Origin of the sequence: Streptomyces sp. NBC_00057, from assembly GCF_045041165.1 — a bacterium.
Taxonomy (GTDB): Bacteria; Actinomycetota; Actinomycetes; order Streptomycetales; family Streptomycetaceae; genus Streptomyces.
Window position 1 is genome coordinate 3,657,534 of the sequence record NZ_CP108256.1, and the last position, 24,264, is coordinate 3,681,797.

The 24,264-nt window shown below is 68.8% G+C and carries 25 protein-coding genes and 2 pseudogenes; 13 read left to right on the forward strand and 14 right to left on the reverse strand.

Annotated elements, in window-relative coordinates; genetic code table 11:
• Positions 1-22: 22 nt before the first annotated feature.
• Positions 23-234, reverse strand: a pseudogene (locus OG953_RS16885) (SCO4848 family membrane protein).
• 67 nt (positions 235-301) lie between these two features.
• Between OG953_RS16885 and OG953_RS16890 the strand changes: the two are divergent.
• From OG953_RS16890 to OG953_RS16900, 3 genes are all read left to right on the forward strand, one after another.
• On the forward strand, positions 302-544 hold the full coding sequence (locus OG953_RS16890; RefSeq protein WP_405685148.1) for an SCO4848 family membrane protein: 243 nt from the start codon (positions 302-304) through the stop codon (positions 542-544).
• Between the two features lie 69 nt (positions 545-613).
• Positions 614-934 carry a hypothetical protein gene (locus tag OG953_RS16895; protein ID WP_405685149.1) on the forward strand — a complete coding sequence of 107 codons (321 nt, stop codon included), beginning with the start codon at positions 614-616 and terminating at the stop codon, positions 932-934.
• Positions 935-961: 27 nt separating this feature from the next.
• A complete protein-coding gene (locus OG953_RS16900; RefSeq protein ID WP_405685151.1) occupies positions 962-1,861 on the forward strand; it encodes a tyrosine-type recombinase/integrase in 900 nt (299 codons plus the stop codon).
• A gap of 4 nt (positions 1,862-1,865) precedes the next feature.
• Here OG953_RS16900 and OG953_RS16905 read toward each other — a convergent pair whose 3' ends face one another.
• Positions 1,866-1,991, reverse strand: a complete 126-nt coding sequence (locus tag OG953_RS16905) for a hypothetical protein (protein ID WP_405685153.1) — start codon at positions 1,989-1,991, stop codon at positions 1,866-1,868.
• Positions 1,954-2,550 (reverse strand): TetR/AcrR family transcriptional regulator, encoded by a 597-nt coding sequence (locus OG953_RS16910; RefSeq protein ID WP_405685155.1) that lies wholly within the window; start codon positions 2,548-2,550, stop codon positions 1,954-1,956. Before OG953_RS16910 ends, OG953_RS16905 begins: the two co-directional genes overlap by 38 nt.
• Positions 2,551-2,681: 131 nt before the next feature.
• On the opposite strand from OG953_RS16910, the gene OG953_RS16915 reads away from it, so the two are divergent.
• Complete coding sequence (locus tag OG953_RS16915; RefSeq protein WP_405685157.1) at positions 2,682-3,470, forward strand: SDR family NAD(P)-dependent oxidoreductase; 789 nt, start codon at positions 2,682-2,684, stop codon at positions 3,468-3,470.
• Between the two features lie 101 nt (positions 3,471-3,571).
• On the forward strand, positions 3,572-4,393 hold the full coding sequence (locus tag OG953_RS16920; protein WP_405685159.1) for a Mu transposase domain-containing protein: 822 nt from the start codon (positions 3,572-3,574) through the stop codon (positions 4,391-4,393).
• Here OG953_RS16920 and OG953_RS16925 read toward each other — a convergent pair.
• From OG953_RS16925 to OG953_RS16935, 3 genes are all read right to left on the reverse strand, one after another.
• Positions 4,347-5,126: an SDR family NAD(P)-dependent oxidoreductase gene (locus tag OG953_RS16925; RefSeq protein ID WP_405685160.1), complete on the reverse strand. Its 780-nt coding sequence runs from the start codon at positions 5,124-5,126 to the stop codon at positions 4,347-4,349. The two genes, OG953_RS16920 and OG953_RS16925, sit on opposite strands and share 47 nt — an antisense overlap.
• A 37-nt stretch (positions 5,127-5,163) precedes the next feature.
• The gene (locus OG953_RS16930) at positions 5,164-6,762 is read right to left on the reverse strand and encodes an IS1634 family transposase (protein WP_405682397.1); all 1,599 of its coding nucleotides are present in this window, start codon (positions 6,760-6,762) and stop codon (positions 5,164-5,166) included.
• Between the two features lie 590 nt (positions 6,763-7,352).
• A complete protein-coding gene (locus OG953_RS16935; protein ID WP_405685161.1) occupies positions 7,353-9,095 on the reverse strand; it encodes a recombinase family protein in 1,743 nt (580 codons plus the stop codon).
• Positions 9,096-9,295: 200 nt separating this feature from the next.
• On the opposite strand from OG953_RS16935, the gene OG953_RS16940 reads away from it, so the two are divergent.
• On the forward strand, positions 9,296-10,555 hold the full coding sequence (locus tag OG953_RS16940) for a D-alanyl-D-alanine carboxypeptidase family protein (protein ID WP_405685162.1): 1,260 nt from the start codon (positions 9,296-9,298) through the stop codon (positions 10,553-10,555).
• Here the strand turns inward: OG953_RS16940 and OG953_RS16945 are convergent.
• Positions 10,503-11,432, reverse strand: a complete 930-nt coding sequence (locus tag OG953_RS16945) for a YihY/virulence factor BrkB family protein (RefSeq protein ID WP_405685164.1) — start codon at positions 11,430-11,432, stop codon at positions 10,503-10,505. The two genes, OG953_RS16940 and OG953_RS16945, sit on opposite strands and share 53 nt — an antisense overlap.
• 141 nt (positions 11,433-11,573) lie before the next feature.
• Here OG953_RS16945 and OG953_RS16950 point away from each other — a divergent pair, with 141 nt between their 5' ends.
• Positions 11,574-12,923, forward strand: coding sequence for an FAD-binding protein (locus OG953_RS16950; protein WP_405685165.1), 1,350 nt, complete (start codon positions 11,574-11,576; stop codon positions 12,921-12,923).
• A gap of 60 nt (positions 12,924-12,983) precedes the next feature.
• Positions 12,984-13,784 (forward strand): decaprenylphospho-beta-D-erythro-pentofuranosid-2-ulose 2-reductase, encoded by an 801-nt coding sequence (locus tag OG953_RS16955; protein ID WP_405685166.1) that lies wholly within the window; start codon positions 12,984-12,986, stop codon positions 13,782-13,784.
• Between the two features lie 49 nt (positions 13,785-13,833).
• On the opposite strand, the gene OG953_RS16960 is transcribed toward OG953_RS16955, so the two are convergent.
• Positions 13,834-14,424 carry a 2'-5' RNA ligase family protein gene (locus OG953_RS16960; protein ID WP_405685167.1) on the reverse strand — a complete coding sequence of 197 codons (591 nt, stop codon included), beginning with the start codon at positions 14,422-14,424 and terminating at the stop codon, positions 13,834-13,836.
• A 119-nt stretch (positions 14,425-14,543) separates the two neighbouring features.
• Positions 14,544-15,557 (reverse strand): tryptophan--tRNA ligase, encoded by a 1,014-nt coding sequence (gene trpS, locus OG953_RS16965; RefSeq protein ID WP_405685168.1) that lies wholly within the window; start codon positions 15,555-15,557, stop codon positions 14,544-14,546.
• A gap of 230 nt (positions 15,558-15,787) precedes the next feature.
• Between trpS and rocD the strand changes: the two genes are divergently transcribed.
• Both rocD and OG953_RS16975 read left to right on the forward strand, forming a co-directional pair.
• The gene (rocD, locus tag OG953_RS16970) at positions 15,788-16,993 is read left to right on the forward strand and encodes an ornithine--oxo-acid transaminase (RefSeq protein ID WP_405685170.1); all 1,206 of its coding nucleotides are present in this window, start codon (positions 15,788-15,790) and stop codon (positions 16,991-16,993) included.
• Positions 16,994-17,101: 108 nt separating this feature from the next.
• Positions 17,102-17,965 (forward strand): hypothetical protein, encoded by an 864-nt coding sequence (locus tag OG953_RS16975; protein WP_405691876.1) that lies wholly within the window; start codon positions 17,102-17,104, stop codon positions 17,963-17,965.
• A 57-nt stretch (positions 17,966-18,022) separates the two neighbouring features.
• Here the strand turns inward: OG953_RS16975 and OG953_RS16980 are convergent, their stop codons facing one another.
• Positions 18,023-19,426, reverse strand: coding sequence for a PLP-dependent aminotransferase family protein (locus tag OG953_RS16980; RefSeq protein ID WP_405685171.1), 1,404 nt, complete (start codon positions 19,424-19,426; stop codon positions 18,023-18,025).
• Between the two features lie 47 nt (positions 19,427-19,473).
• On the opposite strand from OG953_RS16980, the gene OG953_RS16985 reads away from it, so the two are divergent.
• Both OG953_RS16985 and OG953_RS16990 read left to right on the forward strand, forming a co-directional pair.
• Entirely contained in the window at positions 19,474-19,989 is a 516-nt protein-coding gene (locus OG953_RS16985) for a carboxymuconolactone decarboxylase family protein (protein WP_405685173.1), read from the forward strand.
• Between the two features lie 59 nt (positions 19,990-20,048).
• Complete coding sequence (locus tag OG953_RS16990; protein WP_405685174.1) at positions 20,049-20,783, forward strand: isocitrate lyase/phosphoenolpyruvate mutase family protein; 735 nt, start codon at positions 20,049-20,051, stop codon at positions 20,781-20,783.
• A gap of 161 nt (positions 20,784-20,944) precedes the next feature.
• Here the strand turns inward: OG953_RS16990 and OG953_RS16995 are convergent, their stop codons facing one another.
• The gene (locus OG953_RS16995) at positions 20,945-21,934 is read right to left on the reverse strand and encodes a malate dehydrogenase (protein ID WP_266358614.1); all 990 of its coding nucleotides are present in this window, start codon (positions 21,932-21,934) and stop codon (positions 20,945-20,947) included.
• Between the two features lie 130 nt (positions 21,935-22,064).
• On the opposite strand from OG953_RS16995, the gene OG953_RS17000 reads away from it, so the two are divergent.
• On the forward strand, positions 22,065-22,262 hold the full coding sequence (locus OG953_RS17000; protein ID WP_405692461.1) for a hypothetical protein: 198 nt from the start codon (positions 22,065-22,067) through the stop codon (positions 22,260-22,262).
• On the opposite strand, the pseudogene OG953_RS17005 reads toward OG953_RS17000, so the two are convergent.
• From OG953_RS17005 to OG953_RS17015, 3 genes and pseudogenes are all read right to left on the reverse strand, one after another.
• Positions 22,238-22,366 (reverse strand): annotated as a pseudogene (locus tag OG953_RS17005) (helix-turn-helix domain-containing protein); the annotation flags it as partial. The gene OG953_RS17000 and the pseudogene OG953_RS17005 overlap by 25 nt on opposite strands.
• A gap of 238 nt (positions 22,367-22,604) precedes the next feature.
• Positions 22,605-23,315 carry a DUF3017 domain-containing protein gene (locus OG953_RS17010; protein ID WP_405685175.1) on the reverse strand — a complete coding sequence of 237 codons (711 nt, stop codon included), beginning with the start codon at positions 23,313-23,315 and terminating at the stop codon, positions 22,605-22,607.
• A 29-nt stretch (positions 23,316-23,344) separates the two neighbouring features.
• Positions 23,345-24,208 (reverse strand): bifunctional methylenetetrahydrofolate dehydrogenase/methenyltetrahydrofolate cyclohydrolase, encoded by an 864-nt coding sequence (locus tag OG953_RS17015; protein ID WP_405685176.1) that lies wholly within the window; start codon positions 24,206-24,208, stop codon positions 23,345-23,347.
• Positions 24,209-24,264: the final 56 nt, after the last annotated feature.

Consider the following 24,264-nt stretch of genomic DNA (forward strand, 5'->3'; position numbering starts at 1 on the left):
CCCCCGCCCGTCGTACGGCTTGTTATGCACCTTCGCGGCGCAGGGCCCTCACCCCGCGGAACCCGATCACACCAACGGCCGCCCCCAGGAGAAAGGACGTGATAGCGAGCAGCAGATGCACCCAGAAGTACGCAGTCGGGTCACCCGCGTCGTCGAAGGCGAGTCCGCTGCCGTCCTTCCACAGGTTCTTGACGAAATGATCCATAAGCAACTAACCACTACCCCCGCCACCAACGCGAAGGGCTGCCAGCAGGATACTGACAGGGCACAATCCCCCCGCAGCAGTAGAGGACGCCACTCCATGAAGCTCAGTCGCCCCGTCTCCTGGTTCCTGCTCGCCTTCGGCGTTTGGTCTTGGGTGATCTGGGTCACCTTCGCGAAGAACCTGTGGAAGGACGCCAGCGGGCTCGCCTTCGATGACGCGGGTGACCCGACTGCGTACTTCTGGGTGCATCTCGCGTTGGCGATCACGTCCTTCATTCTAGGCTCTGCCGTCGGCGTGATCGGCTTTCAGAGCGTTCGCGTACACATGAAGAAGCCGTGACCGGGGCAGCCCAATCCGTGGCCTTGCTCACCAGGGGGCCGGGGCTCATTCCTCCCGGGTGACCCGGGCATGGTCCGTCACCACCCGGCGGAGCAGATCGCGCCCTGTGCTCCCGGTATGCCTCGCGTCTTCGACGCCACCTGCACCGAGCTCGCCACCTGGATCAGAGGCCGCTCGGGTATCGAGAACCTCCTGCACCACGTGCGGGACCGCACGTTCCGCGAGGACGACTCCAAGGTCCGCACCGGCACCCCGCCCCGCGCCATGGCCTCCCTGCGCAACCTCGCCATCAGCGTCTTCCGCCAGGGCGGCCAGACCAACATCGCCGCCGCCCTCCGCCACACCGGCCGCGACTACCACCGGCCCCTACGAGCCCTCGGTCTCACGTGACGAACCCAGACAGATCTCGATCATGCAATGACCCTGCTCACCCACCTGAGTCTGCGTCAGTACCAGGCGCCGACCGGCGAGACTGTGCCGCTGCTGCAGATCAGCCCACCCAAGACCGACCGTGAGCTCGTCATCCCTGCCGACCCGGATCTGGTCGCGGTCCTCGCTCGGATCATCCGCCGGATGAAGGGCACCGGGGAGCGGGTGCCGCTGCTGACCCGGTACGACGGCTACGAGCGGGTCTTCGGCCCACCGATGCCGCACCTGTTCCAGTGCCCCTCCCAGCACCGGCTGCAGGTCATCTCCCCCAACCGGATCCGCGAGTTCCTCACCGAGCATGCGCTGCGGGCCGGCATCGTCGACGTCGATGGGACACCGCTGAGGTTCACGCCGCACGACTTCCGCAGAATCTTCTCGACGGAGACGGTGAATGGCGGCCTGCCGATCCACATCGCTGCGAAGCTCCTTGGCCATCTCGATCTCAACACCACTCAGGCGTACGTCGCGGTCTATCCCGAGGAGGTGATCCGCCACTACCGGCAGTTCGTCGACCGTCGCCGAACGCACCGTCCCAGCGAGGAATACCGCGAGCCCAGCGACACCGAGTGGCAAGACTTCCGCGACCACTTCAGCCTGCGCAAGGTCGCACTCGGCACGTGCGACCGGCCCTATGGGACCCCTTGTCAGCATGAAAACGCCTGTGTCAGGTGCCCCATGCTCCGTTTGGACCTGGCCCAGGAGCCCCGACTGCTGGAGATCGAGACCAACACCCGCCAGCGCCTGGGAGAGGCCCAGCGGATGCAGTGGCTCGGCGAGGTCGCCGGACTACAGGAGAGCTTGAGACACATCGCCGAAAAGAAACAGCAGGCCGGGCGGATGCGAGCCCAAGCCAGTCACGGCGAGGCGGGAGTCGCATCACTCGGCTAAGCGATCACTCCTCGGCGATGATCTGAGCCTTCAGCCGGTCGTACTCGGCCACCGCAGCCGGCAGGTGGTCGAAGTACTGCTTCCAGAACTCGTCAAGGGCTGAGGGAGCTGCCCTGCCGACCCATGCCACGCAACAATGTGTCGACCACGAGGGTTGCCAGTTCATCGACATCGTCGGCTTCGTCCGAGCGATTCTGGGCGGCCTCGTGAATGAGGGCGTAATAGACGCGGCGAGCCCACGCCAGGTCAGCGTCAGGGCGTAGCACACCGGCTTCCAGTGCGCGCTGGAACAGGCGGTCGCACTGATCGAGCACATCGGCATGTGCTCGTGCTACGTCGGGGTCCTCCGGTGTGGTCCTGCTCATTGCGAACCCCCACCCAATCTTGACCCGGAGGACGTTGGCGGTCGCTTGGTAGAGGGCGATCAGTGGTGGAGCGCTGTCGGGATGGGCGCTCGTCACGGCTTCGTGGAACTGCCGCGTTGCCCAGACTGTCAGAGCGTCCACCAGGGCCTCGCGGCTGGTGAACCGGCGGTGCACGGTCGTCCGAGCGACGCCCGCCGCCTCCGCGATCTGCTCCATCGTGGCCGCCGGATTGGAGCTGAGGACACGCTCGGCAGCTTCCAGGATTGCCCTCGCAGTCCGCTCCGCGTCCGCGCGCAGTGGCCGCTGCTGACTCTTCCGATCCACGAGGCTCCCTCTCCCTGACTCTCCGAGAAGAGTACGGGATAGTCTCCATTCATCCGCAACTTGCAACATAGATGTTGCAAGTTTTAGGTTTCACGCATCGGGTGAGACTCATCTTTGGATAGGGGTGCTCCATGGACCTGCAACTGACCAACAAGGCCGCTGTCGTGACCGGCGCGAGCCGGGGGATCGGCTTGGCCGTCGTCTCCGCACTGGTGAGTGAGGGCATGCGGGTGGTGGCCGCGGCACGGACGATCACACCGGAGCTCGAGGCCACCGGCGCGATCGGCGTGTCCGTGGACCTTTCAAAAGCCGACGCCCCTGCCCGGCTCGTCGCCCAGGCCGAAGCCGAGTTCGGCGGGCTGGATCTCCTGGTCAACAACGTCGGCGGCGGCGACACGGGGGAGGGCCGGACGGGCGGCTTCCTCACCTTCACCGACCAGCAGTGGTACGACGCGTTCGACCTGAACTTCCTGGCCTCGGTCCGCGCTACCCGGGCCGCGCTGCCTCACCTCACCAACAGCCGCGGCGCCATCGTCAACATCTCCTCCAACGGAGCCAGGACCCCGCATGCGGGGCCTGTTACCTACACCACCGCCAAGGCTGCACTGACCGCGTTCGGCAAGGCACTGGCCGAGGAGTTCGGCCCCCAGGGCGTGCGCGTCAACACCGTCTCGCCCGGGCCCGTCCGCACGGACATGTGGGAAAGCCCCGACGGCTACGGAGCCGAGCTGGCCAAGTCGATGGGCCTGAAACAGGAACAGCTCCTGGCCCATCTCCCGACCGCCATGGGCATGGTCACCGGCAGGCTCGTAAACCCTGATGAGGTCGCCGCCCTCGTCACCTACCTCGCCTCGCCCCTCGCCAGCAGCACCACCGGGGCGGACCACATCATCGACGGAGGCGCGATAAAGACAGTGTGACCACAGACGCGGTGCCGCCCAGATCCCGCATGCGCCCCGCCCCGGCCCACCCGGGCTGGACCGGGGCGGCACCTCGCTCAGGCTTCACTCGTCGGCGTGAAGTGCAGAGAAGGGTCTACGCGACACCGTCGCAGGAAGCCTTCCTGGAAGGCCACGCCGAGGCGTTCGAGGTCCTGGGCGGCTGCCCGGCCGTCCATATCCGCTACGACAACCTGAAACCGGCGGTCAGGCAGGTCCTGTTCGGCCGCTCACGGGTGGAGTCGGCCCGCTGGGCATCGTTTCGGTCATGGTTCGGGCTCTCGGCTTTCTACTGCGGGCCGGGAGTCGAGGGCGCCCATGAGAAGGGTGGTGTTGAACAGGAAGGCGGCAGGTTTAGACGCAAGCACCTGGTGCCCTCGCCCGAGGTGAAGACGCTGGCCGAGCTCAACGAGCGGCTCGCCGCGATCGATGCGGCCGAAGACGCCCGGCACATCCACGGCCGCCCCACCTCGATCGGGTTCGACTTCGAGCAAGAACGTGGTCTGCTGGCGCCGCTGCCCGCCGACGGCTACGACACCGGCCTCGATCTGACGCCGACGGTCCACCGCAACAGCCGGATCACGGTCCGGCAGTGCTACTACTCCGTCCCGGCCCGGTTCATCGGCACCCAGGTGCGGGTGAAGCTGAAGGCGAACGAGCTCCTGGTCTTCGACGGCCGGCAAGTCGTCGCCCACCACCCCAGACTGACCCGCCGTTACACCTTCCATGTGACCGCGTCAGCGGGCAGCTGCCGGTGCCGATGCCCACCGCGTCGGGACCACCGGCCTCTGAGGCCTCCGAAAATCCCCGGCTCTGCTCGTGGTCCCCAGCCGTTTCGGATTCATGCGGTGCTGGGGCTCAGTGAACGGAGAGCCCGCCGTCGACGAAGATCGCCTGCCCGGTGACATAGCCAGATCCGCGGCCGGCCAGGAACACTGCCGCTCCGGCGAAGTCCTCGGCCAGACCGTTGCGCCCGACCATCGTGCGCTCGGCCAGCGCCGCCACCTTCTCCGGGTCGGACGACAACCGCACATTGAGCGGGGTCATGACGAAGCCGGGCACCAGCGTGTTGCAAGTGACGCCGTGGGGCGACCACGCCTCAGCCTGAGAGCGGGCCAGCGACTCCAGCGCCCCCTTCGAGACCCCGTAAGCCCCACTCTGGACAAACGCCCGGTGGGCCTGCTGGGAAGTGATGTGGATGATCCGCCCGAAGCCCCGCTCGGCCATGCCGGGCCCGAACCGCTGGCCCAACAAGTAGGGCGCCTCCAGATTCACCGCCATCGTGGCGTCCCACACCTCCTCGCCCAGCTCGCCCATCGGTGGCCTCAGGTTGATCCCGGCGCTGCTGACGAGGATGTCGGGCTCGCCGAACGCGGCGGCTGCCTGCTCCGCCGCCGCGCGCACCCCGTCGCGGGTGCTCAGGTCGGCGCTCACCCAAGCCGCCCGGCAGCCGTCTGCCGTCAACTCATCGACCGTGGCGGCCAGTTCCGACTCCTTGCGTGCCACGATCACCACGCTCGCCCCCGCTCGCGCGAGAGCCCCTGCGATGGCCCGGCCGATGCCGGAACTGCCGCCCGTCACCACGGCGATCCGGCCATCCAGCGAGAACAGTTCAGAAAGGTAGTTACGCGAGGTCATTCCCGCACCCTAGACCCGGACTTCGCGGGTCGCTGTTTCAGGTTTGTGGCCAGCGGGTTTGTCCGATGTCGGTGTCGAGGAGATCGAGGAGGTGGAGTTGGACGCCACGGGTGATCTGGACGGTGGGCGGATCGGTGATGTGGCCGATCCGCAGGGTGAGTTCGCCGAGATGGTAGAAGATCATGCGGCCGGTGGGGCGGACCCGGCGGTTGTCGGGGTAGAGGCCGATCATGGTCTGTTCGGGGCCGAGTGCGCGTCTGACCTGCCGCTCGATCAGACAGAAGACGAGCAGGGCCAGGCAGATGACCTGGATCAGGGCGGCGACACGCCGGTTGTGCTGGACGAAGACGGGCGCGACCGCGAGGGGGCCCTTGAAGTCGTGGTAGCGGCGCTCGACCGCGCCCTGACCCTTGTAGTGGATCAGGACCTGGTCCGGGTCGGCCTGCTCGGCCGGGGTGGATGTCAGCAAGGCGTACCAGCCATCGACGGCGGCTTCGGTGTCCAGGACGCCGGTGTCGAAGTGCCAGGCCAGGGCCGGGATGCCGTGCTCGTTCTCGGTAACGGTGAAGCGCAGGCAGGAGGTGACACGGCGCTTGGCGGCGATCACCCCGACGCGGGCGGTGATCTTCTCGGCGGTCTTGTAGTGCCGTCCGCCGGCTGCGGCGGTGAGCTTGCCGAGTTCCTCGGCGGCCTTGGCCAGGCGTTTGGCCCGGGCGGCCTGCTGGCCCGCGGCGTTCGCGGTGGAGTGGACCAGGATCCGCCGCACGGTGAGCGGCGGATCGCTCTTGCGGGGCCCGTTCAGGGTGTGGGTGTCCTCCAGCACACGGTAGAACTCGCGCTGTTCGGCCGGCTTGTCCGCGTCCCGGTCCGGTGTCCAGTCCACGACGGTGGCCTGCGAGAAGTCGAGTGCGGCGTAGACGTCGTCCTTGACCTGCGCGGCCGGGGCCGGGGCAATGAACTGCACCCCGGCCGCCAGCAGGGCGGAGATGTTGGTGTAGGATACCAGTTTGGAGTCGGCAACCATCAGGAACTCCTGCTCGTCGGCCATGGCCCGCAGGTCCTTCATCGCCCCGACGACCTGGCTGACCTCGGCCGCCGCCCCGCCGAAGACCCGGGCATGGAGCGGAATGCCACCATCGGCCGACACCGCGAGTCCGGCCTGGACCTGCTTCAAGTCCACCCGCCGGTCCTTGGGATGCCCGTAGTTGATGACGGGGAAGTCCTCGTCCTGGCCCTGGACCGGGAAGGCCCCGTGCACGGACATGCTGGTCATGTCCCAGTGCATCCGGGACACATCGATCCCGAACTCACCGATCGCCCGCGCCCCGACCGTGCCCGCGATCTTCTCCAGCTCCGGAGCGATCGCGTCCAGAGCACGAGCCAGACGGTCGTCGTTCAGCAGCCCAGGCTCGATCCCGAAGACCTCCTCCACCGCCCAGCACCTGGCCCAGTCCTCCACCCGCACCAGCGGCGCGGGCGAGGTCAGCCGGTTGGCCACCAGCGCCTCGATCACCTGCCCGTGCGTCACCAGCGCACTCGCGCCACCGGGACAGACCTCGTCGACAATCCCGGCGACATCCAGCCGGCGCAGAAACTCGGCAGCGACAGGCAGAGCGCCCAGACGCTTCTCCACCACGGACGTCACCGCTACTTCAAAGCGCTGACGCTGGGACCGTGGCCGCGGGGACCGGGAAGACATCGACACACCCCACCCAACGCCACACCCCGGCTCGGGGACACCCCCGAGCCGGTCACACCATACGAATCAACGACCCGCGAAGTCCGGGCCTAGACGGCGCGTCCACGGCGACAGCGCCCAGGACGGAACGCATCGGGCGGAAAGATCAACTGAGCGGGTCTGGCCATCCCCTGAGCGGCGAACCCCGCACGGTCTCCCGCTCCGACATCGGTCTTCATCGCTGGTGGAACACCGAGGACGGCCGCCACCATGGCCACCGCATAAAGAAACCGGGTCCTCACGAACCGCGCCTGTCAGGGACACGACCCAAGAGGACCCGGCATCACCCAAGCTATCGACAACTGGTCCCATCGCGGTCACGGACACTCCCGCCCACACCGCCCCGACCCGAAGTCACCCGATCGAGGTGGCTCTCATTCTCATTGCCGATCATGGACCTGTGTCGTGCTCCACCCCATTCACAGATGGAGCAACGTGGCTCTCCATCTCGCTGTCCTACCGGCTCTACTTCACCCTGTCGAAAACACTCAGAGCGCTGCTAGTGCTTCTTCGCTTTCATGGTCTTCCCGATCCGCCGGAAGCGGCCGCCAATCCAACGTGATCCGGTCCTCAACCGGGATGAGCTTCTTCGTCTCCGGGTCACGTCCGGGGCCGACGGCTACGCCGGACAGGAAGAGATCAAGGAACTCCCGCCGCTCGAGCACGTCCCACCCGCCCCACGTGGAATCCGGGCCCAACGGGTCCTCTCCCGGCGTGGTCCACTCAGACGGGATCTGCACGGTGGCCGCTGTCAGTTCATCCAGCTCTGCCAGTCGGCCAACGCACTGATCCTCAAACGCCCGGTATTGCTTCATGGTGGCCCGCCACGTGGCCAGTTCATCGCGACCCCGGTACAAGCCTGCCTTGCGGTCTGCCTGTAGTTCGGTGATGGACTGCCGAACGTGCTCAAGGTGGGCTGCTGTTTCCCGTCGCTCTTCCTGCACCCCGGCCATGTCCTTTTGTGCCGCAAAGCGAAGAGCAGCGGCGGCTGCCCATTCCCTGTCTTCAACGTTGTCCATGTCGGCATTGGCGAGACGTGCCCACACTCGACGGGCAACGTAATCATCGGCGTCCAGACGCTTGATGCTGAGTCCGCCGTGCCCCTTCGGGTTGGCGCACATGTAGTAGTCCTGTCCGCCATTGTTCTTCGACTGCCCGATAGAACCTTCGCAGATGTCGCAGCGCGTGAATCGCCACCCGCTCAAAAGTTGTAGCTCTGCCGTTCCGCCGGGCTGCCTGTTGCTCTTGGTGCGCTTCTTCCGGCGCTCCTGTAGTTCGAGCCACTTGGCCCCGGCGGTGATCCCTCGGTGGGGTGTCAGTGGGGCGCCTGACTCATCATGGGCGATGACATTCTCGTATGCCTTTCCTCGCTTGACCCGTTCGCTGGCAAACCCGCCAATGGCCGGATGGTTGAGAATCCAGCGCACGGTTTGAGCCCGCCACGAAATGGGTCCGTCTCCGCCGGCCACGCGGCGATTCTTGATGGACTCCATACGCTTTTCCGTGGCGCGACGCTCAGCGTTGCCCGGGGCAGGAACCTCTTCTGCCTCAAGCATGGTGGCAATCTTGTTATCTGACACCCCGTTCCAGCTCATCTCAATCATGCGTTCCACGATTTCGACGTGATCCGGGTTGTCTTCATCGGGCTCAAGTACCGACACCATGAGGTTGCCGATTTTCTCGCGGGCTGCGCGCATTCCGTACGGCGCAGAGCTGGAGTGCCGACCACCAACGGCCTTGATCTCTTCCTTGGCACCCTTAAGTCGCTCCGCCTTGATATCGCTGTCCTGCTTGGCCAGAGCGGCGATCAGCGCAAAGATGGCGACGCCAATCGGGTTGGACGTGTCGAGGAACGGTTCAAGCACGGACACGAACCGAACGCCGTACCTCTTGAACTCGCTGTCGATCTCCAAGGCGTCGTGCGCGCCCTTGCGGGTCAGTCGTGACAGCTCGTTGACTACCACCACGTCAACTTCCCCAGCGCGGACGGCTGTCATGAGCTCTTCGAAACCGGGGCGGACCGCTTTTGGATCCCAACCGGACCGGCCGACGTCCTTGAAGGTGTGAACGACCTCCCACCCCCTGCCAGCCGCCAGGCTCGCACCGGCCGCCAGCTGCGCTTCGGGGGACGCCTCTGACGAGTCGGGACGCGCCTTGGACTGTCGTGCGTACACAGCGACGCGCACCGTGTCCAAATGCTCGTCGCCCGGAAGCGATACGAAGGGTGTCAAGGTCTCTCACCTGCTGTTTTGTAGTTTTCTTAATGGTTAGTTTCCTATGGAAGGCGATCCAGATGAACCAGCTCTACACCCACTCAGTATCTCCGCCGCGCTCCGGCGAAGTCGCCCGGGGTGGGCTGTCCCGGCGGTATGCACGGCGGGTCAAGCCATCCGTACCCGCAGTCATATCTTCGCCCTGTACGTTTCCGACCGTGCCTGCTCTTAAAAAGATCGCGCTGACGGTCACCTCTGCCGCCTTGTTGTCCGCATTTGTCGTCAGTCCGGCATCGGCGGTCGACAAGGACACCCCCGCCAACCGGCCGAAGCCACCCAGCGGTATGTCCCGGGTCGGTGGGGAGCTGCTGAGCCGGACCGGCACGCAGGTCAAGCTGGGGGCCGGCGCCCCGGTACTGCCCAAGGACCTCACGGGCAGGTCCTGGATCGTCGCGGACGCGGAGAACGGCGAGGTCCTCGCGGCGCACAACCCGCACTGGCGGCTGCCCCCCGCCTCCACCCTGAAAATGCTCTTCGCGGACACCGTGATGCCCGGACTGCAGCCGAAGACCCGGACGTACACGGTGCAGGAGGAGGACCTCGCCGATCTCGGCGAGGGCAGCAGCCTGGTCGGCGTCAAGGAGAACCTCAGCTATACGGTCCACGACCTGTGGCTCGGGGTGTTCCTGCGTTCGGGCAATGACGCGGTGCATGTGCTGTCCTCGATGTACGGCGGCATCCCCAAGACCGTCGCCGACATGCAGGCACACGCCGAGGAGTTGCAGGCGCTCGACACGAAGGTGGTGTCGCCCGACGGTTACGACGCGCCCGATCAGGTTTCCAGCGCGTACGACCTGACGCTGTTCGCCCGCAGCGGGCTGCAGAAGGCGGACTTCCGGGAGTACTGCTCGACGGCCGAGGCGGACTTCCCCGGCGCGAAGAAGAACGGGAAGCGCGAGAGCTTCAAGATCCAGAACACCAACCGGCTGCTCACCGGTGCGGACGGCGTCGACCCGTACAAGGGCATCGCGGGGGTCAAGAACGGCTACACCACGCACGCGGGCAACACTTTCACCGGTGTCGCCGAACGCAACGGCAAGGTGCTGCTCGTCACCGTCATGAATCCGTCGTCCAAAGAGCCCCACGCCGTCTACAAGGAAGCCGCCAGCCTCCTCGACTGGGGCTTCGACGCAAGCGGCAAGGTGACACCGGTCGGCGAACTGGTGCCCCCGAAGTCCGCCAGTACCGGGACCGGCACCGGAAAGGGCCCCGCGGCGGCAGACGAGGAGGACAAGGGCAAAAACGGCCCCTCGCACAACGCCGAGGCCACTGCCGCTGCCGCCGACGGCGGGGGCGGGGGCGTCGGGATCGCGCTGGGAATCGCCGGAGGCGTCCTGGTGCTGCTGGCCGGCGGGGTGTTCCTGGTCAACCGGCGCTGGCCGCTGCCGGACCTGGTGCGCCGCCTTCCTCGTCGCTGACGGCCGCGGAGCCCTTCTCGGTGTCCTTACTGTTCTGCGTCGCCGTCCAGGCGGCGCAGAACAGCAGCAGCCTCGCCGTGAAGTTGATCCACAGCAGCAGCGCGACCGGCACCCCGAAGGCGCCGTACATGCTCTTCGACGCGACGCCCTTCATATAGCTGCCGAGCAGCAGCTTGAGCAGTTCGAAGCCGACCGCGCCGATCGCCCCGGCGACCAGCAGCCTGCGCCGCGGGGGCTCGACGCCGGGCAGCAGCGTCAGCAGATAGAGCAGCAGCAGGAAATCGGCGAGGGCCGCCACGACCAAGGCGGCCACCTGCAGCACCACACCGCCCGCGCCGCGGTCCGAGATGCCCAGCAGACCAGCGGTCCAGCCGACGGCTACGGAGCCTGCCGAGGAGACGGCGAGAGTCGCGAGCGCAGCCCCGCCCAGACCGAAGAGCAGCCCGACGTCCTTGAGTTTGCGGATGACCGGATTGCCCAGGTCCATGTCGTCCATGCCCCACACGGCGCGCAGACAGCCCCGCATCGCGCCGATCCAGCCGATGCCGGTGAAGAGCAGCAGCGCACCGGCGACCAGCCCGACCGTGCCCGCGTGGGCGACCAGATCGCTGATGCCGAGCTGGTCGGAGATGCCCGGCACCTGCTCGGCGATCTTGTCCTCGATCTTGTGGATCTGCTCGGTGGAGAGCAGCGCGGCACCGATCGCCGCACCGACCGCGATCAGCGGGAAGAGCGCCAGGAAGCTGATGAAGGTGATCGCGGCGGCGAGCCTGGCCCAGTGGACCCGTTCCAGCGTTTCGTACGAGCGCCAGGCGTGCGTCGCCATCAGCCGGGAGACGATCGGCCCGATGGCAGGGAGGTTTTTCAGCCAGTCCATGACGTACGACTACCCTCCCGGGCAAGGAAAACCGGCATCCCCTTCACTGCCGTACGGGCTGACATTTCTTCAATCACCCATATCAGTGAGTGTTGTAACAAATCCCTCGAAAGGGTTTTCTCGGGCGATACGGTCACCACCATGTCTGTCGACACCGTGTCCCTGACCGGCTGGGGCCGTACCGCCCCGACGACCGCCCTGCGCTTCCGCCCCCGTACGTACGAGGAGGCGGCGGCGACGGTACGCGGTTGCGGACCCCGCGGTTCCATCGCCCGGGGGCTCGGCCGGTCCCACGGCGACGCCGCACAGAACGCGGGCGGCTCCGTCCTCGACATGACCGCGCTGAACCGGATCCGCACCATCGACGCCGGGACCGGCCTGGTGGTCTGCGACGCCGGGGTCAGCCTGCACCGGCTGATGGAAGTCCTGCTGCCGCTCGGCTGGTTCGTCCCCGTCACACCGGCCACCCGTCATGTCACCGTGGGCGGCGCGATCGGCGCCGACATCCACGGCCGCAACCATCACTTCTCCGGCTCCTTCTCGCGGCACGTCCAGGAGCTGAAGCTGCTGACGGCCGAGGGCGAGATCCGTACGGTCCGGCCCGGCACCGATCTCTTCGACGCGACCGCGGGCGGCCTGGGTCTGACGGGGGTGATCCTCTCCGCCACGCTCCGGTGCCACCGTGTCACCAGCTCCTGGATGTCGGTGGACACCGAACGGACCGTCGACCTGGACGACCTGCTGGCCAGGCTCTCCGCCGGGGACCACCGCTACCGCTATTCGGCCGCCTGGATCGATCTCCTCGCCCGCGGCCGGGCGACAGGGCGCTCCGTACTCACCCGAGGGGAGCACGTACCCCGGTACGCGCTCCCGGCGCGCGCCCGGCGCACACCGCTCGCGTTCCGCCCGGGACAGCTGCCGGTCGCACCCGCTCTCGTACCGGAAGGGCTGCTCGGCCGTACCTCCGTCGCCATCTTCAACGAGCTCCACTACCGCAGCGCCCCCAGGTACCGCGTCGGCGAGCTCCAGAAGCTGTCCGCGTTCTTCCACCCTCTGGACTGCCTGCCGCACTGGAACCGGATCCATGGGCGCGGCGGATCCGTGCGGTACCAGTTCGTCGTCGGGCACGGACAGGAGGAGGCGCTGCGCCGGATCGTGCGCCGGATCTCCCGGCGGCGCTGCCCGTCGTTCCACGCCGTGCTCAAACGGTTCGGCAAAGGCGACCCGGGCTGGCTGTCGTTCCCGATGCCCGGCTGGGCCCTCGCCCTCGATCTGCCCGCAGCGCTGCCGGGCCTGGCCGGGTTCCTGGACTCGCTGGACGAGGAAGTGGCGGAGGCCGGCGGCCGGGTCTGCCTGGCCAAGGACTCCCGACTGCGGCCTCAGATGCTGGCCGCGATGTATCCACGGCTGGCCGAATTCCGGTCGCTGCGCGCCGAGCTGGACCCGAACGGGGCGTTCCGCTCGGACCTGTCGCGCCGCCTGTCGCTCTGACCGCTGCGGTCTTCCGCCCTCTCGTCCTCCCTCGCCCCCTCGTCCGCAAGGAGTGTTTCCGTGAAGGACGCCTTCGGTGCCCCACAGTCCCTGCTCGTTCTCGGCGGCACGTCTCAGATCGCTCTCGCCACCGCACGCCGGCTGATCGCCCGCCGGACCCGTACGGTCTGGCTGGCCGGCCGCCCCTCGCCCGGACTGGAGTCGGCCGCCGCCGAACTGCGCACACGCGGCGCCGACGTCCGTACGGTCGACTTCGACGCCCTCGACTCCGAGTCCCACGAGACCGCCCTCGGCAAGATCTTCACCGAGGGCGACATCGACATGGTGCTCCTCGCCTTCGGTATCGCGGGCGACCAGGAGCATGACGAGGAGGAGCCGCTCTCCGCGGTCCGGGTCGCCCGGACGAACTACACGGGGGCTGTCTCCGCCGGGCTGGTGTGTGCCGGAGCACTCCAGGCGCAGGGGCACGGCTCGCTGGTGGTGCTGTCCTCGGTGGCCGGCGAACGCGTCCGCCGTGCCGACTTCATCTACGGGTCCAGCAAGGCGGGCCTGGACGCGTTCACACAGGGGCTGGGGGACGCGCTGTACGGCACGGGGGTGCATGTGATGGTCGTACGTCCCGGCGTCGTACGGCCGGAAACAGCGGCCCGGCCGGCGACGCCGCGGCTGACCGCGACACGGTTCGCCGCTGCACCGCTGGAGGCGTCGCCTCTCGCAACGACTCCGGATGCGGTCGCGGCGGCGATCGTCACAGGTCTGCGGCGGCGTTCGGAGACGGTGTGGGTGCCGGGGTCACTGCGTGTAGTGATGTCGGCACTGCGGCATGTACCGCGCCCGCTGTTCCGGCGCCTGCCGGTCTGATCCTCGGGCGCCGGGGCGCTCAGGGAGTGAAGAGGGCCCGCGGGGCCGCTCAGGGGTATAGGGAGGGCTCGTCCACGCAGGAGCCGCCCTGCGCGGGCACAGCGGGCGCGCCGTCCCCGGCACCGAACGGGAACTCGTTGATCTTGCGCCAGACGCCGTCCGGGCCCTGCTCGTACAACGCGAAGGAACCGCAGGTCCAGGCGGCCTCGTAGTCGGAGAGCTCCTCGTACGCCCGGTCCATCGCCTGCTCGGCGATGTCGTGCGCCACGGTCACATGCGGGTGGTACGGGAACTGGAGCTCGCGGACCAGCGGCCCGGAGGAGTCCCTGACCCGCTTCTGCAGCCACGAGCAGGCCGAAGCCCCCTCGACGACCTGGACGAAGACGACCGGCGAGAGGGGACGGAAGGTCCCCGTGCCGGCCAGCCGCATCGGAAAGGGGCGGCCGCCCGTGGCGATCTGCGCGAGATGCGCCTCGATCGCGGGCAGGTCGGCCGCCTCGGCCTCGGTCGGCGGGAGGAGCGTGACGTGGGTGGGAATGCCATACGCGGCAGGATCCCCGAAGCTCGCGCGCCGCTCCTGGAGCAGGCTGCCGTAGGGCTCCGGGACCGCGATCGAAACGCCGAGCGTTACGGTCCCCACGTCGTTCTCCTCAATCCTCGATGGTCGATGGTCGATGGCCTGTTTTCAACCATCCACCGGATCAACTCCCCGTCGCCAGTGTGACGCCTGCGGCCGCAAAACCGCCAGGGTCCTTGGACTCAGTGCTTCGCGGGCAGAAAGCCCATCCGGTCGTACGTCCGGGCCAGGGTCTCAGCCGCGACGGAGCGGGCCTTCTCCGCGCCCTCGGCCAGGATCGAGTCCAGCGTCTCCGGGTCGTCCAGGTATTCCTGGGTGCGGGTGCGGAATGGTGTGACGAACTCGACCATGACCTCGGCAAGGTCGGTCTTGAGCGCACCGTAGCCCTTGCCCTCGTACTTCTGCTCCAGATCCGCGATACCGGTTTCGGTCAGCGTGGAGTAGATGGTCAGCAGGTTGCTGACCCCGGGCTTCTCGGCCCGGTCGAAGCGGATGACCGTGTCGGTGTCGGTGACCGCGCTCCTGACCTTCTTGGCGGTGGCCTTCGGCTCGTCGAGGAGGTTGATCAGGCCCTTCGGGGTGGCCGCCGACTTGCTCATCTTCGACGACGGATCCTGAAGGTCGTAGATCTTCGCCGTCTCCTTGAGGATGTACGGGTCCGGCACGGTGAACGTGTCGCCGTAGCTGCCGTTGAACCGCTCGGCGAGGTTACGGGTCAGCTCCAGGTGCTGGCGCTGGTCCTCGCCGACCGGGACCTGGTCGGCCTGGTACAGCAGGATGTCGGCGACCATCAGCATCGGGTACGTGAAGAGACCGACCGTGGTGCGGTCGGCACCCTGCTTGGCGGACTTGTCCTTGAACTGCGTCATGCGGGACGCCTCGCCGAAGCCGGTGAGGCAGTTCATGATCCAGCCGAGCTGGGCGTGCTCGGGGACATGGCTCTGGACGAAGAGCGTGCAGCGCTCCGGGTCGAGACCGGCGGCGAGGAGCTGGGCGACGGCGAGCCGGGTGTTCGCGCGCAGCTCTGCGGGGTCCTGCGGAATGGTGATCGCATGCAGGTCCACGACCATGTAGAAGGCGTCGTGGGATTCCTGCAGCGCCACCCACTGGCGGACCGCACCGAGGTAGTTGCCGAGGTGGAACGAGCCTGCGGTGGGCTGGATTCCGGAGAGCACGCGGGGGCGTTCAGAGGCCATGAAGCCCATTGTCTCAGGTACGGAACCGATCTCCGGCAGCCGGTGCGGAAGGTGTGCGGGCGCAGGACGCGCACCGCCGCGAATGAGACGAGGAACACAGTTGGGCCACGGGACGGTGGAAGGGCACGGACGGGCGCGCCGTGAATTGAAGGTTTCCTCGCCAGGGTTCCGACCGACGATACAAAGTGGGCACCACCCTCCGCCCACGCCGCACGACGAACGGAGATCCCGTGTCGACCACGGAAACTGCCATCGCCTCCGCCGAGGCGCACAGCGCGCACAACTACCATCCGCTGCCCGTCGTCGTCGCTTCGGCGGACGGAGCCTGGATGACCGATATCGAGGGCCGGCGCTACCTCGACATGCTCGCCGGATATTCGGCGCTCAACTTCGGCCACGGCAACCGGCGCCTGCTCGACGCGGCCAAGGCACAGCTGGAGCGGGTGACCCTCACCTCGCGCGCCTTCTATCACGACCGGTTCGCCGATTTCTGTACGCAGCTCGCCGAGTTGTGCGGCATGGAAACGGTGCTGCCGATGAACACCGGGGCGGAGGCCGTGGAGACCGCGGTCAAGACCGCCCGCAAGTGGGGCTACCGGGTGAAGGGCGTCCCGGACGGCATGGCGAAGATCATCGTCGCCGCGAACAACTTCCACGGCCGGACGACGACGATCATCAGCTTCTCCACGGACCAGGAGGCACGGGAGGACTTCGGTCCGTACACGCCGGGGTTCGAGATCGTGCCGTACGGGGATCTGACCGCGCTCGCGGAGGCGATGACCGAGAACACCGTGGCGGTGCTGCTGGAGCCGATCCAGGGCGAAGCCGGGGTGCTGGTGCCGCCGCCCGGCTATCTCCCCCGGGTGCGTGAACTCACCCGTGAGCGGAATGTGCTGTTCATCGCGGACGAGATCCAGTCGGGCCTGGGCCGGACCGGGAAGACCTTCGCCTGCGAGCACGAGGGTGTCGTGCCGGACATGTATGTGCTCGGCAAGGCGTTGGGCGGCGGTGTGGTCCCGGTGTCGGCGGTGGTCTCGTCGAAGGATGTGCTCGGGGTGTACCGGCCCGGTGAGCACGGTTCGACGTTCGGCGGGAATCCCCTTGCCTGTGCGGTCGCGCTGGAAGTCATCGCGATGCTCCGTACCGGCGAATTCCAGCAGCGGGCGACCGAGTTGGGCGAACACCTCCACCAGGAGCTGGGGCTGCTGGTGGGCGGGGGCGCGGTGGAGGCGGTACGGGGCCGCGGGCTGTGGGCGGGCGTCGACATCGCCCCGAGCCATGGCACCGGCCGGCAGATCTCCGAGAAGCTGATGGACCGGGGGGTGCTGGTCAAGGACACCCATGGCTCGACGATCCGGATCGCCCCGCCGCTGGTGATCAGCAAGGAGGACCTGGACTGGGGGCTCGAGCAGCTCCGCGGCGTCCTGCGCGGCTGAGTTCCGTCGCCGGGCCGCCGGGCCGGGATCTAGAGGAATGACCGCCCACTGCGGCAGAAAACGGGTGCACCGAACGTCCGCAAGTAGAGTCCCCTCGTGTTCTTCGGGATGATCTGCGCGCTCGGCGCCGCCGTCTGCTTCGGTACGGCCTCCGTCCTCCAGGCCGTCGCCTCGCGGGCCGCCGCCGAGCCGGGGTCGGACGCGGGGGTCGATCCGGCGCTGCTGCTGCGCGCCCTGCACCAGTGGCGCTACATCGCCGGACTCGCCCTCGACGGCTGCGGTTTCGTCCTCCAGATCATCGCCCTGCGGTCCCTGCCGATCTACGCCGTGGGCGCCGCCCTGGCCGCGAGTCTCGCGGTGACCGCCGTAGTCGCCGCCCGGCTCCTCAAGGTGCGGCTGAGCGGCGTCGAATGGACCGCGGTCGGCGTCGTCTGCGCGGGCCTGGGCATGCTGGGGCTCGCCTCCGGCGGTGAGGGACACGGGACCGGTTCGGCGGCCCTGGGCTGGACGATGCTGGGGATCTCCCTCGGCATTCTGCTGATCGGCGCGGCAGCCGGGCGCCTCCCGGCGAGGCCGCGGGCGCTCGTTCTGGGGCTCGGCGCAGGGTGCGGCTTCGGGGTGGTGGAGGTCACGGTCCGGCTGATCAACGACGTGTCCCCGTCGGCGCTGCTCGCCGACCCGGCCGGGTACGCCCTGCTGCTGGGCGGAGGTTCGGCGTTCCTGCTGCTCACCTCGGCGCTGCAGCGCGGTTCGGTGACGACGGCGACGGCGGGCATGGTGCTGGGCGAGACGATCGGCCCGGCGCTGGTGGGCGTCTTCTGGCTCGGGGACCGCACCCGTGAGGGTCTCGTCTGGCTGGCGGTGGCCGGTTTCGTGGTGGCGGTGGCGGGTGCGCTGGCCCTGGCCCGGTTCGGCGAGGCCTCGGCGGACACGCCCGAACCGGCCGAACCGACCGTCCCCGGAAGGCTGTAGGACCTGGGTGTACTCGGTCCTGTCGCCGGACTGCCGTCTGCCGTGCGACGGCAGGGCCTACGGCAGCGCCCGGCAGAGGGCCTCCAGCGCCCCCGCCCAGGCGCTGTCGGTCGGTGTCCCGTAGCCGATGACCAGGGCGTCGCGCCCCGGCGCCGCCTCCGGGTGCCGGAAGCGCGAGATCCCCTCCAGTGCCAGCCCCTGCCACGCGGCCGCCCGCATCACCGATGGCTCGCTGCCCTCCGGGAGTTCGAGCACGGCGTGCAGTCCGGCGGCGATACCGCTGATCCGGACATCGGTCGCCCGTTGCGCCAGCACCGCGACGAGCTGGTCGCGACGGTGGCGGTAGCGCAGCCGCATCGAGCGCACATGACGGTCGTACGCACCCGATTCGATGAACTCCGCGAGCGTCAGCTGTTCCAGCGCGCTCGACGACCAGTCGCTCAGCCCCTTGGCCTCGGCCACCTCCCCCACCAGATTCTCCGGCAGCACCATCCACCCCAGCCGCAGTCCCGGCGCCAGCGACTTGCTCGTCGTTCCCAGGTGTACGACCCGTTCGGGGTCGAGGCCCTGGAGCGCACCGACCGGCTGCCGGTCGTAGCGGAACTCCCCGTCGTAGTCGTCCTCCAGGATCAGGCCGCCCGTACCGCGCGCCCAGTCGACCGCCGCGGCCCGCCGGTCGGGATGGAGCGGCGCCCCCGTCGGAAACTGGTGCGCGGGCGTCATCAGGACCGCGCCCACGCCGCGCAGCCCGGCCAGTTCACCGGTCCTGGCCCCGAGTCCGTCGACCGGCAGACAGGGCATGCGCAGCCCGGCGTCCGCGAGCAGCTTCCAGTGCACGTCCAGTCCGTACGACTCGACGGCCACCTCCCGCACCCGCCGCTTGCGCAGCACCGTCCCCATCAGCTTCAGCGCCTGCACGAAACCGGCGCAGATCACGATCCGCTCCGGGTCCGCGTACACACCGCGGGCGCGGGCCAGATAGTCGGCGAGGACGGTGCGCAGCTCGATGCGCCCGCGCGGATCGCCGTACCCGAAGGCGTCGTTGGGTGCGGCGGTCAGGGCGCGGCGGGCCGCCTTGAGCCAGTCGGCGCGCGGGAACGTCGAGAGGTCGGGCGACCCGGCCAGCAGGTTGTGGGCGGGCCGGGAGCGCACCGGTCGGGAGCGTGTCGTCCTGGTGGCCGTCCGGCGCGGCTCGGCCCGCCGCGCCACCCTGGTCCCCGAACCCTGCCGGGCGGTGAGCCACCCCTCGGCGACCAGCTCCGCGTACGCGTCGGCGACGGTGTTCCGGGCGATGCCGAGGTCCACGGCGAGACTGCGGGAGGACGGCAGCCGGGTGCCGGGCGCCAGCCGCCCCGTCCGTACGGCCTCGCGCAGGGCGTCCATGAGCCCGGCCCGCAGCCCCGCCGCACCCGTCGTCTCCAGATGCAGGTCGGCGCCGAAAGTGGCCCAGGAATCTGTCATGGAAATGGACCATACCGCTGCGCCATCCTCGCCGTAACGTCGTAGTCATGACGACAAACGAGCACAGCCACCCGACCTCCGAACTCAACCCCGAGCACACCCCTCGTATGCAGCAGTGGGCCGCGCTCGCCCCCGATGTCTACAAGGCCTTGGTCCGGCTGGACGCGGCATCCCGCAGGGGCCTCGACCCGGTCATCGGGGAGCTGGTGAAGATCCGCTCCTCGCAGCTCAATCACTGCGCGTTCTGCCTCGACATGCACACCAAGGACGCACTGGCGGCGGGCGAGTCCATCGAGCGGATCGTCCAGCTCGGTGCGTGGGAGGAGTCGCAGCACTTCTACACGCCGAAGGAGATCGCGGCCATCGAGCTGACCGAGGCCGTGACCGTACTGACCGACGGTTTCGTGCCGGACGCGGTGTGGGAGAAGGCCTCCAAGCACTTCGACGAGACCGAGCTCGCCCACCTCATCGCCGCGATCACGACGATCAACGCCTGGAACCGGTTCGCCGTGACCACCCGCATGGCCCCCGGTCACTACAAGCCGGGCGACGTCAAGCACTGACCCGGGCACGCCCCGCACCCCGCCCGCCCCTGCGTCGGAACACCCCCGGGAGCCCCGTGATGACCGCATCCGTCCTCCGTGCCCTGCACCACGACCGCGCCCTCGGCGATCCGCTGGTCCTCCCCGGCCCGTGGGACGCGGCAAGCGCCCGCGTCTTCGCCGAAGCGGGCTTCTTGGCGCTCGCCACGCCCAGTGCCGGGGTCGCGGCCTCGCTCGGTTACGAGGACGGAGCGACGCCCGCCGCCGAGATGTTCGCGGCCGTGGCCAGGATCGTGCGCGCCGTCCCGGCCGCCGTCCCCGTCTCGGCGGACATCGAGGCGGGTTACGGGCTGGCGCCGGAGGAACTCGTGGAACGCCTCCTCGACACCGGAGCCGTCGGCTGCAATCTGGAGGACTCGGCCGACGGCACCCTCGCCGATGCCCAGCGGCAGGCGGACCGGCTGGCGGAGGTACGGGCGGTCGCCGGCGACCGGCTCTTCGTCAACGCCCGCGTCGACACATACATCCACGGCGTCCCCGACGGCACGGACCAGGAGGCGGAGACGGTTCGCCGCGCCCTGCTGTACGTGGCGGCGGGCGCGGACTGCGTCTACCCGATCGCGGCACCGCCCGAGGCCCTGCCCCGGCTGGCCGCTGCTGTCCCGGTCCCGCTCAACGCCCTTGCCCGGCCGGACGGCCCGCCCCCGCGCCGGCTGGGGGAACTGGGCGCCGGCCGGATCACTTTCGGCCCCGGGCTGCAGCGCCGGGCCATGGCGGCCGTGCGCGAGATCGCGGACGAGCTGCGGAAGGGGTAGGCGCCCCCGGGGCCGCGCACGGTCACGCCTGTCTACGGCCGAAGGCCGCCAGGGTCCGTTCCAGCAGGTCCGGCCAGAGAGCGCATACGTGCCCCGACGCAGCCGCCCCCGGCAGCGACTGCTGCCGGGGGCGGTGGTGTACGCCTCGGAGGGCGTACGGATCAGATCAGGCCGAGCTCGCGAACCGCGTCGCGCTCCTCGATGAGCTCCTGCACCGACGCGTCGATGCGCGTACGGGAGAACTCGTTGATGTCCAGGCCCTGGACGATCTCGTACTTGCCGTCCTTCGTGGTGACCGGGAAGGACGAGATGATGCCCTCGGGCACGCCGTAGGAGCCGTCCGACGGGATACCCATGGAGGTCCAGTCGCCGGCGGCGGTGCCGTTGACCCAGGTGTGGATGTGGTCGATGGCGGCGTTGGCGGCCGAGGCGGCCGAGGACGCGCCACGGGCCTCGATGATCGCGGCGCCACGCTTGGCGACGGTCGGGATGAAGGTGTCGGCCAGCCACGCCTCGTCGTTGACGAGCTCGGCGGCGTTCTTGCCGGCGACCTCCGCGTGGAAGACGTCCGGGTACTGGGTCGCCGAGTGGTTGCCCCAGATCGTCAGCTTCTTGATGTCGGAGACGGCGGCACCGGTCTTGGCGGCCAGCTGCGAGATCGCGCGGTTGTGGTCGAGGCGGGTCATCGCGGTGAAGCGCTCGGCCGGTACGTCCGGGGCGGCGGCCTGCGCGATGAGCGCGTTGGTGTTGGCCGGGTTGCCGACGACGAGGACCTTGATGTCGTCCGCGGCGTTGTCGTTGATGGCCTTGCCCTGCGGCTTGAAGATGCCGCCGTTGGCGGAGAGCAGGTCGCCGCGCTCCATGCCCTTCGTACGCGGGCGGGCACCGACCAGGAGGGCGACGTTGGCACCGGCGAAGCCGACATTGGCGTCGTCGGTGATCTCGATGTTGCGCAGCAGCGGGAAGGCGCAGTCGTCGAGCTCCATCGCGGTGCCCTCGGCGGCCTTCAGCCCCTGCGGGATCTCCAGGAGACGCAGGTTGACCGGCACGTCGGGGCCGAGCAGGTGGCCGGAGGCGATGCGGAAGAGCAGCGCGTAGCCGATCTGGCCGGCTGCGCCGGTCACGGTGACATTCACGGGAGTGCGGGTCATGGCGATCTCCGTTAGACAGCTGGCGGTGGGGGTCCCTGCCCCTGGTGCTGGACATCCCTGAATCTTGATGTGAAGAGATATCCAGCGATCAGGCTATCCGACCCGGAACCTCCCGACCGCCCGGCCCCCTGTGGCACCGCACACAACCCGTCACACAGCGCTCACCCGGCCGTACCCGCTCACCCGGGAGGCGGCCGCTCGATGGTGGGCCTTCTCGTCATCGTCGTCACCGCCCCGCTCCGGTCAGCAGCACGGCCCCGGCCAGTACGAGCAGCACACCGACCGCGAGGAGCACGGCCAGTCGCGCTCCCACGACGTCTTGCTGTAGCCCGTGCGGTCGGCCACCGCGGCGATGCTCAGCCCTCTGCGGTCGACGAGCCTGCGCAGCTGGCCGGCAAACTCTTGCCGAACACACCGTTGCGGGGCGATCACACCGTGGCGGAATGGTCACTTCCGTGCCACAGGCCACAGGGTTCCCTTGTAGCGGTCTTCGCCGTCCACGAGGCTGAAGCCAGGACGGGGGCAAGGCCGCTCAAGTCGCCATGTTCCGGAGCGCCTGCGTTCCGGTGGCTGCCTCCGCCCTCGGGTGTCCGTCCCTTCTCGGGGGAGGGGACGGACACCGTCCCCGAGCCGCGCAGCTACAGCCGTGGCCGTAGCTGTACGAACGGCCTCAGCGGATCGTGAAGTGGACCGCTGCCTCCAGGAACGGAAGGTCCAGCCACGGCTTGGGCTGCGCCACCAGCGCGAGCATCACGATGAGGAAGCCGAGCAGCCCGTACGTCACCAGGTCGGTGAAGCGGGAACGGACCGCCAGCATGCCCACCGACGGAACCACGACCCGCAGCACGGCACCCCCGATGAGGGCCACACCGATCAGCATCGTGCCGATCCTGAAGGCCTCTTCGAAGGGGTCGACGGCCACGATCAGCAGCCCGATCCCAGCCGTGCAGAGCACGGCGAGCAGCGGCCACTGCCGGGCCGGGGCGGGCGCGTCCCCGGACGCGGCCCGGCCACCGCCCTCGGGGCGCGCGGTGTCCCGGGTGAACGACGGGAACCTCCGCGACGGACGAGGACCGTTGTGCGGGGCGTCGGCCGGTGCGCTGCTACCGGGACCGGCGGCAGCGGCCGGGCGGGTGTCCTCGCCCCGGTCCGCGTCGCCGGAGTCCTCATCGGCGTCGGCATCAAAGTCCGCATCCGCCCGGACGACCGTCCCCTCACGAGCAGCATCCTCCGAAGCAGCACCCTCACGGGTCGCAGCCCGATCCGGCGCAGCCTCATCCGCCGCGCCCGCACCGGGCACGTCCGCCTCCGCGTCCGACGGCACCGGAGACGTCCGGTCCGCCTCGGCGGCCGGGTCGGCCGGACTCGTACCAGCACCCATGGGGTTCCTTCCGGATCGGGTCAGCCGGCTCAGACGGCGTCGGCTGCGTTGCGCTCGGCCGCCTCGACCACGTTGACGAGCAGCTGGGCGCGGGTCATCGGGCCGACACCGCCCGGGTTCGGGGAGATCCAGGCGGCGACCTCGGCCACGCCCGGGTGTACGTCCCCGACGATCTTGCCGTTCTCGTCCCGGCTGACGCCGACATCGAGCACGGCCGCGCCCGGCTTCACGTCCTCGGGCTTGATGATGTGCGGCACTCCGGCGGCGGCGACGATGATGTCGGCCTGCTTGAGCTGGGCCGAGAGGTCACGCGTACCGGTGTGGCACTGGGTGACGGTGGCGTTCTCGGACTTACGGGTCAGCAGCAGCGGGATCGAGCGGCCGATGGTGACACCGCGGCCGACGACCACGACGTGTGCCCCGTTGATCTCCACGTCGTGGTGGCGGAGCAGCTGGACGACGCCCTGCGGGGTGCAGGGCAGCGGGCCCGTCTCGTTCAGTACGAGCCGGCCGAGGTTCATCGGGTGGAGGCCGTCGGCGTCCTTGGCCGGATCCATCAGCTCCAGGACGCGGTTGGTGTCGATCCCCTTGGGCAGGGGAAGCTGCACGATGTACCCCGTGCACTCGGGGTTGGCGTTGAGCTCCCGTACGACGTCCTCGATCTCCTCCTGGGTGGCGGTGTCGGGGAGTTCGCGCTGGATGGAGCCGATGCCGACCTGTGCGCAGTCACGGTGCTTGCCGTTCACGTACCACCGGCTGCCCGGGTCATCCCCGACGAGCAGGGTTCCCAGGCCAGGGGTGACGCCCTGCGCCTTGAGGGCCGCCACGCGGACGGTGAGATCGGACTTGATCGCGGCTGCGGTGGCCTTGCCATCGAGAATCTGGGCAGTCATGTCCCCATACTCGCGGATGACCCCACCCGCATACCAATTCCGGGTGCCGACCATGA